At 45.3% G+C, this 15,064-nt stretch carries 14 protein-coding genes; 1 reads left to right on the top strand and 13 read right to left on the bottom strand.

The features are described 5' to 3' along the window. Window positions 1–7: 7 nt before the first annotated feature. The 3 genes from NT178_09005 to NT178_08995 are packed head-to-tail and all read right to left on the bottom strand — an operon-like array spanning window position 8 to window position 4,417. Window positions 8–1,618: an FAD-binding oxidoreductase gene (locus NT178_09005; GenBank protein MCX5812667.1), complete on the bottom strand. Its 1,611-nt coding sequence runs from the start codon at window positions 1,616–1,618 to the stop codon at window positions 8–10. An 11-nt stretch (window positions 1,619–1,629) separates the two neighbouring features. Then, window positions 1,630–2,949 carry a (Fe-S)-binding protein gene (locus NT178_09000; protein MCX5812666.1) on the bottom strand — a complete coding sequence of 440 codons (1,320 nt, stop codon included), beginning with the start codon at window positions 2,947–2,949 and terminating at the stop codon, window positions 1,630–1,632. Window positions 2,950–2,959: 10 nt separating this feature from the next. Further along, window positions 2,960–4,417, bottom strand: a complete 1,458-nt coding sequence (locus tag NT178_08995) for an FAD-binding oxidoreductase (protein MCX5812665.1) — start codon at window positions 4,415–4,417, stop codon at window positions 2,960–2,962. A gap of 286 nt (window positions 4,418–4,703) precedes the next feature. On the opposite strand from NT178_08995, the gene NT178_08990 reads away from it, so the two are divergent. Further along, the gene (locus NT178_08990; protein MCX5812664.1) at window positions 4,704–5,165 is read left to right on the top strand and encodes a MarR family transcriptional regulator; all 462 of its coding nucleotides are present in this window, start codon (window positions 4,704–4,706) and stop codon (window positions 5,163–5,165) included. 42 nt (window positions 5,166–5,207) lie between these two features. Here NT178_08990 and NT178_08985 read toward each other — a convergent pair whose 3' ends face one another. The 10 genes from NT178_08985 to NT178_08940 form a co-directional block, all read right to left on the bottom strand. Continuing rightward, on the bottom strand, window positions 5,208–7,178 hold the full coding sequence (locus tag NT178_08985; protein MCX5812663.1) for an ABC transporter substrate-binding protein: 1,971 nt from the start codon (window positions 7,176–7,178) through the stop codon (window positions 5,208–5,210). Window positions 7,179–7,287: 109 nt separating this feature from the next. Next, a complete protein-coding gene (locus NT178_08980; protein MCX5812662.1) occupies window positions 7,288–7,968 on the bottom strand; it encodes a flavin reductase family protein in 681 nt (226 codons plus the stop codon). Between the two features lie 25 nt (window positions 7,969–7,993). Further along, on the bottom strand, window positions 7,994–8,701 hold the full coding sequence (locus NT178_08975; GenBank protein MCX5812661.1) for an ABC transporter ATP-binding protein: 708 nt from the start codon (window positions 8,699–8,701) through the stop codon (window positions 7,994–7,996). Then, the gene (locus NT178_08970) at window positions 8,701–9,504 is read right to left on the bottom strand and encodes an ABC transporter ATP-binding protein (GenBank protein MCX5812660.1); all 804 of its coding nucleotides are present in this window, start codon (window positions 9,502–9,504) and stop codon (window positions 8,701–8,703) included. The genes NT178_08975 and NT178_08970 overlap by 1 nt, the downstream gene beginning before the upstream one ends. Beyond that, window positions 9,501–10,457, bottom strand: a complete 957-nt coding sequence (locus NT178_08965) for a branched-chain amino acid ABC transporter permease (protein MCX5812659.1) — start codon at window positions 10,455–10,457, stop codon at window positions 9,501–9,503. The genes NT178_08970 and NT178_08965 overlap by 4 nt, the downstream gene beginning before the upstream one ends. An 11-nt stretch (window positions 10,458–10,468) precedes the next feature. Then, window positions 10,469–11,335, bottom strand: a complete 867-nt coding sequence (locus NT178_08960) for a branched-chain amino acid ABC transporter permease (GenBank protein MCX5812658.1) — start codon at window positions 11,333–11,335, stop codon at window positions 10,469–10,471. 63 nt (window positions 11,336–11,398) lie between these two features. Beyond that, window positions 11,399–12,565, bottom strand: a complete 1,167-nt coding sequence (locus NT178_08955; GenBank protein ID MCX5812657.1) for an ABC transporter substrate-binding protein — start codon at window positions 12,563–12,565, stop codon at window positions 11,399–11,401. Window positions 12,566–12,894: 329 nt separating this feature from the next. Then, window positions 12,895–13,854, bottom strand: a complete 960-nt coding sequence (locus NT178_08950) for a hypothetical protein (protein MCX5812656.1) — start codon at window positions 13,852–13,854, stop codon at window positions 12,895–12,897. 44 nt (window positions 13,855–13,898) lie between these two features. Continuing rightward, complete coding sequence (locus NT178_08945; protein ID MCX5812655.1) at window positions 13,899–14,036, bottom strand: hypothetical protein; 138 nt, start codon at window positions 14,034–14,036, stop codon at window positions 13,899–13,901. Window positions 14,037–14,159: 123 nt separating this feature from the next. Continuing rightward, window positions 14,160–14,471, bottom strand: coding sequence for a helix-turn-helix domain-containing protein (locus NT178_08940; protein ID MCX5812654.1), 312 nt, complete (start codon window positions 14,469–14,471; stop codon window positions 14,160–14,162). Between the last annotated feature and the right edge of the window lie 593 nt (window positions 14,472–15,064).

Below are 15,064 nucleotides of genomic sequence, written 5' to 3'. Positions count from 1 at the left end.
AGGTTGATTACCACTTAGGCATGGGCAGCTTTTTCGGGCTTTCCCAGTCTTTCAACGGGTGCATCCACTCTGCACGATTAACGAAATCATCATGTGCAAGAGGTACCGGCGGGTGACATACCCACAGCGGATCAAATGCATCTTTTACTTTCAGGAGCCATTCATGATAATTAGGGCCGTACTTGGGCCCTGTCAGATAGAGAGGCTGGTGAGGTCCCAGCAAGGACGTATAGAATCTTTCTCTTATGTTCATTTTTGCTGTCTCAAGATAGAACTGGTCAACACCGGTGGTATCTTCATCCTGATCCCAGTAAACGAGGAATTCAGAGTAACCCTGATGTCCAAGCTCAAAACTCTGGAACCATCCCGGATCGCCATTATCAGGCATAAGGGGCGGTGTATATTTTCTCTTGAGGTCTGCATAGTGCTCTCCGTGCTGGGTTGCCTGTGAGAGCGATTCGATGATGTAGTCAACGGATACGTAGGAGCCGCACATGAGCCACATACCTGCCGAATCGGCGTTCTTGATCCACGACTCATCGGAGGGTTTTGTTGGACGTGGAATACCGCCCAGTTCTGTCATAATATCATTTAACACATTTTCATCATACTGCATCTGCTCTTCAGAAGTATAGCCAACGAGCAGTACGCGGACGATAAAGAAATTTTTGATTGTTTCTTCTGTTTCCTTACCCCAGATTTCCCAGAATTCCTCTTTGCACTCGGCCTTGGCAATGGCACGCCAGAAAAGAGGAACCTTTGTTACAGCGCCGGCAATCTCAGCCTTGCCGACTTCAAACATAGCTTTAACCTGGGCAGCCTTGCTCGGCATCTGAAAGTTTACCCATTTGACGCGCTTTGGCGGCAGGGCAAGTGCGGTATTTGGCGCAATGCCGGTAGGCACAAGCGGTTCAGGCTGGAAAGGAAGTGTCTTTATGGCCATCTTCGTAACAATACCGAGACATCCGCGAAGTCCTGTGAAACCCCTCAAGAGTCCCCTTAGATCAGGTCCGGGTCCATCACCCCAGAAAGGATCGCTCCCTTCTGCAAGAGAGCCCATCCTGACCACTTCACCGTCAGGAAGCACAAGCTCCGTTCCGAGGATGCGCCTGTGCGGAAGTCCTATCCTGTGACTAAGAGGAGACCAGCCGTCGCCGATCAGGTTTGCAATGGCCGAAGCCTGGGCGCCGCCTCCGCCGATAACAACGTAGGCGCCTTTATTCAACGCTTCCTGCTGAATCGGGGAATAGACCACGCCGGAGCCCACAACGATATAAAAATGCTTTTCATCTATCTCAAAATCATTCATCCTTTTTAAGTCAATCAATAGTTCGTTTTCCACATGGCAGTGGGAACGAGGTCCGTAAAAACCCGTGCTGTAAGGCACGTAAGCTACTTTGTAGCGGTTGCATATTTTGACAATCTTCTGTACTTCTTCGGTAGTTCTCGGCAAAACAACAGTGCCGGGGATTGTGGTCATCACCCTTTCGTATCCGAGACCGCTTTCATATCCGCCCGGTCCTGACCTGTAGCCTTCGCAGATGGCCGGATCGTCGGAGATATACTTGGAACCTACTACCATTTCTAACGCTTTATATGCTTGTTTTTGTATACTCATAGTCTGCCTCCTTATATTTCCACTGAAGCAAGGATAATCTCAGAAATATCCATTATCTTCACATTGTCCCCGTTCTCTTTAACTGCATCGTTGAAATTGCTTTTACACCAGGGGCATGCAGACACAAGAACTTCAGCGCTAACCGATTTTACCTCATCCAGCCGGTGATTTGCCGCAAACTTTGCAAGATCCGGAAATGCCTCTTTTGTACCTCTGCCTGCTCCGCAGCAAAATGCATTTTCTCTTATCCTCGGCATTTCAACAAATTTGGCGCCGGGGATGGCATTCAATATATTCCTTGATTGAGTGTATAATCCTGTTGTCCCGCGTCTTCTTTTAAGCGCAGGGCTTACCGTACCCATCCAGCCACGCTCGCCGTTCCATGGTGTCCAGGGGTCTGAAAGCCGGCTTACACCACATGAATCGTGGTAGGTGAACCGGACATCCACGGGTTTTGTTAATTTAAGCTTGCCGTTTTTGATTGCCTCATCGGCAACCTCAATCAAATGCAATACCTTGAAACCAAGGTCAGCAGTGGCGATATTGAGCATCTTCGGATAATCCACCTTCCACATGCGGTAGCATTCGGCACAGCTCGTTACCAGGGTCTTTGCGCCTGATGCCTTTACTGCATCTATGTTGCGTTTCGCAAGCTCCCTTGCATCATCTATCATGCCGACCGAATAGAGCGTGTTTCCGCAACACCATTCTTCCTGCATAAGCATAAATTTGTTGCCCGAAGCGTTCAATACTTTTGCTGTTGCCTTTGCTATATCAGGATTTGCGTATGAGGCAGAGCAACCGGCAAAGTACAGCATGTCTGCCTTTTCTGCAACATTAATATCCTTTGCGAGCCATTTTTTTCTATTATCACTTGGTGATCCGAACTGATTGTGTTTTGAGGCTATATTTTTTGCAATCTTCTTATGTACCGGCATGGGGCCTGCTCCATCCTTTACCGCCTTAACCCTTAAAGCTTCGAGCGTAAGTTCTATTTCCAGGTCTAGGTTACGTTTGCAGCCTACATCACAGGCGCCGCACAGCGGGTCGGCATATATGATCTCGAGAAGTTTATCTGTCCATTGGAGCTTTCCTTCATTAAGAGCCAGACCTATCCGCATCTTTCCAAAAGCGCCGTAAGAGTCAAAATCATTCCATAAATTGCTCGGACACCTTGTGGAAAAGTTTACGCCCGGCATATAGGTATGTTCAACCCAATAGCATCCCTTGCATTTAATACAATGGTCCATGTCGTAGACAAAGTTATTTAAATCATTTACATCTAAAGCTACTTTCTTTTTTGGCGTGTCATACATCTCGTCTTTTCGCATTTCATCCTCCTTAGAAGCACAAATTTCCAGGGTTCATAATATTGTTCGGGTCAAATACCCCTTTTAACCGCTTGAGTGTCATCGTATAGCTGGCAGCGCGCTCGTAAATTATCGAGGAGAGTTCTCCATATGGCCTTGGAAAGAAAGCCCCTTCATTCAACATGGCTTTTGCAGCTTCAAGATAAAGGTCGGCCACAAAGGCTTTTTCATTGGCGTCTTCCGGGTCATAGAAAAAGCTGAATTCTACCTGACAGGCGCGGTTGTGCTCTATGGGCTGGATATAGCTTCCGATATCAGATACTGGATAGCCGTATCTGGCAGCCACCATTTCCATTATATCCATAAATTCAGGGACCTGGTTTGGTTTGGTAATGAAGAAGAGATTCTGGCACCCGCCCCTGATGCTGTTTTTCCAGTAAGGGACATCTGAGGGCCATGGTTTTCTCAGCATGGGTAGAAGCTGTCTTCCAAGACCGGGAAAACCTGGAAGGTTGTCTACGAGACCCATCTTCGGGAATTCGTTTTTTAAAACTTGAGAAAGGAAATTTTCCTCGTAAGCTATCTTTTCTTCCGGCCTTCTCAACAAACCGCTTATAACCAGTATGAGCGTCCATGGGGGCAGTTTGGCGCAGAGGCTTTCAAAATCTCCAAGCCCTTTGCCCGCTGCGATTGCAGCAAGATCAACATTATTTAGAAGGAGGCATTCCTGACCGATTCTTCGCGGCAGGATACGGTAGAGAAAATCCATTGCATAAGTCAGGTCATCGACAGGGGCAAAAAAGATTTTGTCTATCTTCGGGATCGATTCAGCCTTTAAGCTTGTCCAGGTGACGATGCCCATTGTACCCTGTGCGCCTTGAAAAAACCGGTAAAAATCAAGACCGGGTCCTGATGGGTTTGCCCCTCTTGATTTAGAATCAGGGAAACCGTTTACGCTCGCAGAACCGCATCTGAAGACTTCACCGTTCGGCCAGACAACCTCAATGGACTGCATAGGTTCACCGTAATCATATACTACGTTTGTCGGCACTTCCCGTTCAAGCGTGTCGGTGAGGGGAGAGCGGTCTCCAGGTGGAAGCAGCGGCATAATCGGCCTCAAACCCTTTCTTGCAAGTTCTCCTACAAGCTGTTCCCATGTCACGCCCGGTTCAAACCTTACCAGTCGATTGTCTGTATCTATTTCCAGAATCTTGTTCATCCTTGAGAGATCGACTACGATGCCGCCCTGTTTGGGTATTGTGCACCCGTGGAAGTGTACTTTTGAGCTGACAGGAACAACAGGCATGTTATTTTCATTACACCATGCTACAACTTTCCCTACTTCTTCCGAGCTTCCCGGCCATACAACGGCTTCGGGCATTCCCGGAGGAAGAAGGCTCTGATCCTGTGAATACTTTGCGCAATCTTCCTTGCTGTCACTCACGTAATCCTTGCCAACAATTTTTGCAAGTTCATTCTTGGTTCGCATTGTACCTCCTTGTTCTTGACTTTATTTCTGCTTATTTTTTGTTGCCATCATCTTTTAACCAAATCCTGCCGTAATTGAAATTTCTTTTCCGACGTCTGATATGCTTGCAGATAAACCGATTTTAATAGCCATGTGCTATCCATATATTTTTGATATCATATTGGGAAATTAATGTCAATACATTAACTATCAATATATTGTTTTTTTATCTGGAATACAGTTCTGTAAGCTGGTATAATAAACTTGGCTGCTGAATAAACTAACAATGGTCAGTTGAGGTGAAAATATGGGAACGAACAATTATCGAAGCCGCCTGAGTGCTGATGAGAATGTGCTGATGTCATTTGTAAGAGCAGCAGAGACATTTAAAAGGGTGGTATCTTCTATTTTCAGGAAACACGACCTTTCCTTCCCGCAGTATAATGTGCTGAGAGTACTGGATGCTTCAGGCGATGGCCAGTGCAGAATTACCGAGGTAAGTCGTATCATGCTTGTCCCTGGCGCCAATATGACCGGCATTGCCAAGAGGCTGGAGAATAATGGCTTTATCGTAAGAAAATCCGATCCTACTGATGATCGGGTAACCATACTTGAAATTACTTCAAAAGGAAAAACAACCCTTATAAGCATAGAAAATGAACGGGACGAGTACATGCATGCAATGCTGAAGGGTTTCCCCGAAGAGGAGAAGCATGAACTACTTGATAAAGTCAAACGTCTTATAAAAAACAGCAGGCAAACAACATAAAGGTATACAAAGTCCATTAGAGGGGCTCATACCATTTTGACTTCAGTTTTCAACAGCAACTAAAAACTTAAGGGTACTCCCCCTGAAATCCTTGGGGGTACAGTTCAAGTTTTTTTTAAAGACTTTCGTAAAGTAGCTTTGGTCTCCATAGCCTACTTCGTGTGCAATTTTGCTGATAGACATATCCGTATTTTTCAGCATTGCTTTTGCTTTTTCTATTCTTACCTTTGCAATGCAATCACTCAATGTTAAACCATACTGGCTTTTCATCCGGTGGATGAGGCGTGACTTACTTAGACAAACTTCATGTGCTATCTGGTCTACTGTCATATTATCGGCATAACCGGCCTCAATGAAACGGAAGACTTTCTTTAACAGCCCGAGGTTCTTGTCTCGCATTCTTTTGGAAAGGCTGTCCATTGTTCTATCGAGTACCCTGATAATCCAAATGCAAAGCGTCTCCCGGTCTCTCACATTTTCCCACTCTGCAGTAAAATTGTGTTTAAGTTTTACCAATCTGTCAAAATCGGCCCCTTCATCTACCGCTGTGTCAAACAACGCGAGGAAAAGTTCCAATACAGAGATTTTAAGGATTTCAAGATTTTCAAAATGTTGCGAAAGTGCAATAGTCAGCAATCGATAAAGGGCTTGTTTGGCCTTCAATACATCTTCTTCCCGAACAGCCCGTATCATTTCCTGTTTCTCCCGGCAGTAAAGTTTGACGACAGAATAAAGGCCAAACTTGGCATTCGTGTAGTTGAAGCTATCCATGGATGCTGCCATTTCTCTGAACTCAGGAATCTGATCGGATTTATCAAGGCCATTGGGGCAAGGTTTAGACAACAGGCCGGCGAGTTGATAGATCAACTCTGTTTTCTGATTGGTATGGGTGTTTTCAGAAATTGCTATTGATGAAAACGCTTTAGCAAATTGCCACTTGCCGTCTTTAATGGTTAGCAGAACCATATGTTCAAGCTGAGTGCCGTAGTGGTCAATCGGTGAAAAATCGTAAATGCCCTGCATCCCGACAAACTTTCTTATATTTTCAACTGCATCGCGCATTTCCTCCGGGTCCGAGCTTGCCACCCTCAAACCCTCGGTCACTAAATCGATAGCATCTGCTAACTCGGCTGAATAATAGTTGGCCGCCTCCCCGTAACACTGTACGTGCCTTGCATTAAAATCCATTACGATATTCCTGCAGGGATCACTCTCGGGAATAGAATCAAGAACCATGCTCTTCCCTGATGGCACGATAATCGGTACGGGTATGTGAGAAACTAATTTCAGGAATCCAGGGTTGGCGTTGCCGTGAGACACAAGTAAGGGTATATTCATACCCATCTGCGCCATCTTTTTAGCCACCCACGCTGCCGGTTCTCCTGTAACGAATGAAAAAAGCGCCAGCGGTTTTAGACTGCGCAGTCTTTCTAATTGCGATGTTAAGTCCGGTGACCTGACATCAAACCTTTCCTCCCCGACGATCTTAATACCCAGTTGGCTGCCCAGGCGCCGGCCCAGCCAGCTTCCCAGGTTGCCAAGGGGGCCTGCGGGCATCAAGAGAGCAATTCTATTGATATCTTTTTCATAAAAATATTGAAAGGAACATGCAACTGCAAATTCGGTTTTATGGGCAGTATTAAAAACAAAAAGGTCCTTAACAGGATCAATGGCATATCCGGAATTCAAAAATAACGGGACTTTGTACTTATTAGCTATACGGGCTACTGCATGAGAAATCGGGAGTGAACCTGTACCTACCATAGCAACCACCCGATGTTTGAAAACCAGTGTCTCGGCTATCTTGGCTGCCTGCTCCGGGGAGGACCGGTCATCATATGTTATCAGCCTGAGGCAAGACCCGTTAATGCCGCCGGCTTCGTTGATCATCTTAATTTTTAACTCGGCTGCCTTCCGCTTATATTCTCCGCTCCAGGACAGGTATCCTGATAAAGGGAAAATTCCTCCGACACGAAACTCCTCTTCCATGAATCGGTCCTTGGCTGTGCGCATTTCGCTGCAATGCCCCCTTTCCTTACATCCTGCACTAATTTTACAATGTTTATGTGATAAGTCAAATACATTCGGAGGCTAAACAGGTTATCTCCCGGAAATTATGGCCCTATTTTTTACGCGCAACGGGAGCGCTCTCTGCAGCACCTTCGAGGCCGATGAGGAGGTCCTCGTTTTCTCCCGGGATTACCATTTCGAAGATAGACTCCACAATTGTATAGTCGTAATAACCAAGGCGGGCCAATGGACGGATCTTTAAGATATCGAGGCGCCCGTCCGTATTGATCGCATCATCTTTGATGTGTACCAAAATTACACGGCCGATGATAATATCTACTGTGCCCATAAGCCCCTTGCCCGGTAGCCGTATCGTCTGATAATATTGGCACTCGAATTGAACCGGGGACTCGGCTACCCGGCAGGGTTTTACCCTGATTGAGGGGGCTCTGGTTACGCCTGCCAGTTCAAACTCATCCGTTTCCGGCGGCACTTCCATTGCCGAGCGGTTGATTGCCTCACGCAAGTCGTAAGTAGCCATATTATAGACAAACTCACCTGTCTGCTCGGCGTTTATTACAGAGTCTTTCCGCATCCCCCGGGTATTCTGGTTTGCCGCAAACATTACATAAGGCGGGTCAAATGTCAGGTTCTGGAACTGGCTGTACGGCGCAAGGTTGTGAAATCCGTCAGGACTGATAGTCGATATCCATCCAATCGGTCTTGGTACAACGCAGGACTTGAAAGGATTATGAGGCAGGCCGTGGTCATTTCTATCAGGATCATAATACATTGCTTCTCCTTCTTTTATAAATTTGTTACATGCCGAGATATCTTTTTCTTACCTCATCATCCCCAAGCAGTGTTTTGGCACTACCCTGGCTGACAATCCTGCCTGTCTCCATGACGTATGCCCGATCTGCTATCTGAAGGGCAGCGTTGACATTCTGTTCAATAAGTAATATTGCAATACCGGCAGACCGGAGACTCTGGATGATGTTTAATATAATTTCTACAACAAGCGGCGCAAGGCCGAGAGATGGTTCATCAAGGAGAAGAAGCTTTGGCTGGGACATAAGGCCTCGCCCGATTGCGAGCATCTGCTGTTCCCCTCCGCTCATAGTCCCGGCTTTTTGTGTCAACCTTGTTTTAAGAATCGGGAAAAGGTCAAAAACAAAATTGAATAGCTTCTCCATTTCCTCTTTTTTCGGTTTGTGTACATATGCACCAAGTATAAGATTCTGTCGTACTGTAAGATCAGCAAAAATCTGTCGTCCTTCCGGCACATGACTTAGACCCGTCCTTACTATGTAATCAGGCTTACGATTGGTTATGTCCTGGCCATCAAAAGATAATTTTCCTTGTATCGAGGGTATGATCCCGGAAATAACCTTAAGAAGTGTCGTCTTTCCTGCACCGTTAGCTCCAACAAGACATACTATTTCACCGCTTCCCACTTCCAGGTTAATCTCTTTTAAAACCTGAACCCTGCCATAACCTGCTGATATATATTCAACATTCAGTATCATATTTTAACATCACACTCTTTATTTGTTACTCCCAGGTATGCTTCAATAACCTCAGGATTGGCGCAGATCTCTTGCGGGGAGCCTTCTGCAAGTTTTTTACCGAAGTCCAGAACAACAATATCGTCGGCAATATTCATTACAAGCTTCATATTGTGTTCCACCAGAAGGATGGTTATTCCCATATCCCGAATAGAGAGTAGAAGCTTTATAAAATTCTCCACTTCAGTATCATTGAGGCCGGAGGCCGGTTCATCGAGTAAAAGTATTCGGGGTTCGGTCATCAATGCCCTTGCAAGCTCAACCAAACGCTGGTTGCCGAAAGAAAGTGCTGTTGGGACAGCATCTGCTGTTCTTTCAAGACCCACAAATTTCAGAAGTTCTAAAGCTTTCTCGCGAGCCGATTTCTCTTCCTTTTCTACCTTGCCCCGCAGGAAGATTGACTCGAGCAGACTCGGTTTCAATCTCATATGTGCGCCTAACATAACATTATCAAGAACTGTAGCGTTATTTATAGTAAACATTCTCACAAGCTGAAAGGTCCTTGAAAGGCCGAGAAAAGCAATCTTGTCAGTTCTAAGTCCCACCAGGTTTTGACCGAGTAAAAATATGTGACCGCTGTCAGGAGGTATTATGCCGTTTATCGCATTGAGGAGCGTAGTTTTCCCGGCCCCGTTGGGTCCTATCAATGCCTTGATTTGGCCTTCTTTTATGCTGAAGCTCACATGATCAACTGCATGTACCCCTTCGAAACTCTTTTGCACATCAACAACTTTTAAAATCGTACCATCCTGTTCTATCATTTACCTACCCTTGCAAAAATCCTGTTTCTCAACGTCATGAAGATGCCATACATGCCCTTCGGCATAAAAACAAGGACAATGATAAGGATAACGCCGTTCAGCAATAATTCATAATCCTGTACCAAATAGGTTATCTCCGGAAGAAGCTTCAGGAAGATAGCCCCCAGAATTGGACCATATATAGTCCCTATCCCGCCCAGAAAAAGCATAACAAGAATATTGACAGAGGTTGAAACACCAAAATCATCGGGAGCAATAAATCCCATGTAATGTGCAAACAGAGAACCTGCAATTGAAGCAAAAACATTAGCAAGCACAAAGACGCGGGTCTTATATTTCGCACAATCAACCCCGAAAGTGCTCGCTGCTACCTCGTCGCTGTGAATAGCGACCAGAGTTCTGCCGAAGGGTGAACGTATAATGAGTACAGAGCACGCAATAACTATGAGAACAACTGCCCACACAAAGTAATAGTAATGGAGGTGGTTATCAAGAACAAGTCCGAATATGCTGAATGGTGGAATGTCGCGAAGTCCCGAGGCGCCGCCGGTTATGTTTTCGAAACCGACAATAAGCGTAATAATGATTTCGTTAAAAGCAAGAGTTGCCATAGCAAGGTAGTACTCTTTCAGAGCCAGGACAGGTTTTCCAATCATCCATGCGAGGGTTCCGCTTAAAAGCATACCAACAAACATGGCAAGGAGAGGTGAAAAACCATATTTAACCGTCAGAACAGCAGATGTATAAGCGCCCACCGCAAAAAAAGCCGCATGGCCAACAGATATCTGGCCTGTAAAGCCCATCAGCAAATCAAGGCCCACCGCTAAAATAACATAGATGCCGGCAAAAACAAGTATACCGCTCCAGTAAGCCGATTTTCCACCAATGGTTACGGGATATAAAATAATAAGAACTACAGGGATCAACCACCAGGCTTTTCTTATTTTTTCCATATCATATCTGCCTATGATTTACTGAAAAGCCCGTTTGGTCTCGCTATAAGAACCACCATCAGCAATGCGAAAACAATGGTATCAGAAAATTTGGAAGAAATAACCCCTATTGTATATGACTCGATGATGCCGAGCAGGAGACCGGCAATCACAGATCCTACAATGCTGCTCAAGCCCCCTATGGACATAGCGATAAATCCCTTCACCATGGGCATTACCCCGCTGGTATATTGCATGAACATAAGAGGGGCAACGGCAATACCAGCCAACGCCCCTATTCCGGACCCCCATGCCCATGCAAAAAGCGCAGCCTTCTGGACACTAATGCCCATCAGGCTTGCCCCAAGGGGATTTTCCGCACATGCCCGCATGGCTATTCCAAAAGAGGTTTTTTCAAAAAAAAGCCATATAAGGAGCAGAATAACGGCGGTTATCCCGACAATCCAGAATACCTGTAGTTGAAGAGTTGCACCAAAGATCTGTAGTGGCGCACCTTGCGTGAATGGACGGAGAATATGTGATTCCCTGCCCCAAATCAACATTGCCAACCCTCTTAGCGCAAGGGAAATGGCGATTGTCATAACAATTAATGCCCCGATGGAGGAACCCTGAATCGGTCGTATCAGTGCCTGTTGAATAAGCGCCCCGATGGCCATAGTAATAAGAATGGAGAGGACAAAAGCAAGGGGCATCGGGATCCCTTTGGACGTGAGTGTAACCATGGTTAGAGCCCCGAAAATAAAAAACTCTCCCTGGGAGAAGCAGATTAACTGCGACACCTTGTAAACAATTACCAGGCTGACAGCTATCAGGGCGTAAATGCTACCCGTGGTAAGTCCACTAAAGAAAAACTGAACGAGATGTGAAATGTCACCCATTTATGTATCCCTGCCCCTGAAAATATTTGATGTTCCCTGTATGTGACATTAAGAAGCTTCTCTTTACTTAAGGAGCACAATCCATTTCCCATTCTTTATTCCAAGAACCATCATATCATCGAGGACAGTGCCATGGTGGTCGGTTGGCGAAAAATTATAAATCCCCTGCATCCCGACAAAGCCTTTAGTTTTTTCAATGGCATCGCGTAGCTTCTCTCCGTCCGAAGATCCGGCAGTCTTCAAAGCGGCTGCAATCAGGTCAATGGCGTCCACCATTTCTGCTGAATAATAATTGGCCGGTTCGCCGTACTTTTGCATATGGGCTTTGCTGAACTCCACTACAACTTTCTTGCAAGGATCATTATCCGGGACCTCTTCGGGCGCTGCGGCTCTGCCTGCAGGCACGATAACAGGAATGGTCAGGTTGGATACAAGTTTAAGGAATCCCGGGTTTGCATTGCCATGGGACACGAGCAAAGGAATATTCATATTCATCTGTGACATATTTCTCGCCACAAGGGCTGCCGGCTCGCCTGTACAAAAGGAGAAGATTGCCTGCGGGTTAAGCGTGCGCAGTTTGGCAAGCTGCGATGTTACATCGGGGGCTTTTATATCAAATTTTTCTTCGCCAATAATGGTTATGCCATACATAGGAGCATATTTCCTTGCCAGATTACTTCCCAATTCACCGAGAGAACCTATGGGCATCAGAAGCGCTACCTTTGTGATTCCCTGTCCCTTAAAGTACTGAAAAGGGCGCGCGCATGCAAAATCGGTTTTGTGGGCTGAATTAAAAATAAACTTATCCTTCTCAGGGTCTACCGAGTAGCCTGATCCTATGATGACAGGGATCTTATACTTGTTGCCAAGGGAGGCAACTGCACCGGAGACCGGCACACTTGCTGTACCTATTATAGCAATGGCTTTATCCTTGGATATCAGTCTTTGAGCTACCTTGGCCGCCTGTTCAGGAGACGACTGGTCATCATAGGAAATCAACTCCAGCGGGTGACCATTGATGCCGCCAGCCTTGTTAATCAACTCCACCTTGAGGTCAGCCCCCTTCTTTTTGTATACTCCCAGCCATGATAAACCCCCTGTTAACGGAAAGATTCCACCGATTATATAAGGTTCTTTTGCAATTTTCGAAGTCCCTTGTGTCAGACCAACGTTCGTGGTCAGAAAAAACATAACAAAAAATAAAGTGCTTATTGCTAAAATCTTTTTCATAACAAACCTCCCTTTTGGTTTTAATGCATTTTCTGACAATATCATTTAGTTCGTATTGTCAGAGGTTGATTACCCTAAATCAAAGCACCAAATTATTATGTAGCATAAATCTAAATCCTTAATCTTTACCGTCATAAATAAGCGCTCTGTATTATGATAATCCTTTTATTTTATTAATTAAACACCTTTTCGGACAACAAATCTTGGACTATATGGCCTTTTATTGGTAATAAAACGCTAAGTTGGTGTAGCGGGAAACTTTGCAGGATTGCTTACCTGACGGACAGAGGTCGTGCAGGCGGTTCAGTAGTCTGTTTTGAACGGAAGATTCATGAATGTACATGTGATTTGAGGCTGTTAATTTCTTTGTAGATGGTGGTACGTCTTTTTTTATCAAAATCAAGCATGTTATCGACAAAGGCAGGAAGATATCCCTGTTCTTTAAGGGCTGATATGATCTTGCCGACAAGCATCTCAAGCTGGTCAGGGTTGGAATAATACAAATTATCAGGCGACCGGTAGCGGTTGAGCAAGCCCTCAACCATTGCGATAAAAATAGTCACGATTTTGGTAGGGATCAGTATACGCCCGCCCTGTAGTTCAAACTCCTTTATAATCTTTTCTACAAAGGCTATGAGGTTTATAGTGCTGACGCGTTCCACAAGGTGCCGTATGTAAAAACAGAAGGTGTTGATGTACTTATCCACATCTTCAACGTGGGATCCGAGCATTTCTTCAAAGTACATCGTATCTACAACCTGACGCAGGGAATGTTCTTTGGGCAGGAGGAGCTTCTTTTTCCCTTCATAACCCGCTTTTGGCAGGTATTCTTCGTGCTCGATATAATCAACACCCTTCATGAATCCCGGGTTCGCATTGTCCGAATCAAAGAATTTTTGATCTATTGCAATGCCGGATATGTTCATTGTTGTTTCAATCGCATATGCCCTCAGATATCCATCGCCGAGGAAAGGAAGAATAAACCGGTTTTGTTCGGTCATGGCCCGTTCATGGTACCTTGTGACATCCCCCTTTGTGATGGCGCCTCTGAGCCAGAAATCGTTGAGTATCCCCCATGTGTAAAACTCTTTTACAGTGTCCCGGAATTTTTCAAACTCTAACGATACGATTATGATGCTGTCGGACATAAGAAAAACGGTTATGCTCGGATCTTCGATATCATTAACCATTTGTATTAATTTGTCATATTTGCTTGACAGATCTCCGGAAATAAACCTGGAGGTGAAGCCAAGCACATCAGCGTAGCATACATAGGCATTTTCTATCATAACCGAACCGTCCCCTGAATTGTTTTATTATTATATACAAAGGCTTACGACAAATCAATGCGGTTATAGTCTTCTATGTTCCAGCATGAGCGAAAAAATGAGCAATCCCTGCACCTGTCCGCTTTATTCTGTTCAATCAGATATTGTTTGCCTGACATGTTTGTAACGTTGTTTTCTACCATCTCAGCAATGCATGGAGGATCTTTTGACTTGCAGCCATGCCTGTTGTCGCAATTTATGCAGTATCCCGCTTTTGGTTTGATAGCAGCTCCTTTGCAGTACCGTAGATTGGCTCCAGCAGCTTATTATGCCAGTTTTGTCACTTTCTCGTGCTTTGCACTCCTCAATATGACTTCTGGATGTTCGGCAGCAACCCTCAACAATACACGGGCAGGTCCTTCCGGCCTCCGACGACCTTGTTCCCAGTTGCGCAGAGTAGCAACGCTTATCCCGAGGAGAGAAGCAAACTTGTCTTGAGATAGACCATAACGTTCCCGTATACTCCGCACTTCGGAGTCGGGAATCTCGGTGCTCCGGGAAGCCTCTATTGTGCTTTTGAGAATCACACCGCCCTGTTTGACGCTCTCAACCAGTTCTTCAAATAGCTCCTTCTTCATAAATACTCCTTTTCTACTAACTTTTTGATTTGCCGTAGCTGTTCCGCAGTGAGGTCATCTTGTTCACTCTTCGGATAGGCGTAGAGAAGAAGAATAGCATCCCGAGGCAACAACTAATATTAGATGACTCTAATGCCTCCTCTTTTTCCGTGACCACCGGCAGACCACCGTAACTTTCTGAGCCCACCGCTTCCCGGCATGATCTTCCCCGCATCGGGTTTGTTAACCAAGTGAAGTTGGAGCAATCGATACTCTTCGTCAGTCATCAGTTCTTGCATACGTTCTGTGAATATCGTGGTTTCAATAATGACCATAATCTATCATACGCCAATGGACTATAAAACGCAAGCCCATAAAAGTTTCGATCAGTATTGATATAACATAAGGCTCAGAGGGAGTGGCCGCCTTTTGCCACTATCCGCTGCAGCCGATTGTTATGCACTACTTTTCCCATTCATAAAACTCATTTTGATGTGGTTCCAATTCTCTTTTTGCTGTCATCTTCTTTACTTCCATCACTATTACTCTCGTTTCCAAGAGGGACGCCCTTGGTATCTCACGCTTTTCTTTCCCGTAATATTTCAGGAATTTAT

It is taken from the genome of Pseudomonadota bacterium, assembly GCA_026388255.1.
GTDB lineage: Bacteria > Desulfobacterota > Syntrophorhabdia > Syntrophorhabdales > Syntrophorhabdaceae > JAPLKB01.
This window is presented reverse-complemented; position numbering and strand designations above follow the sequence as displayed.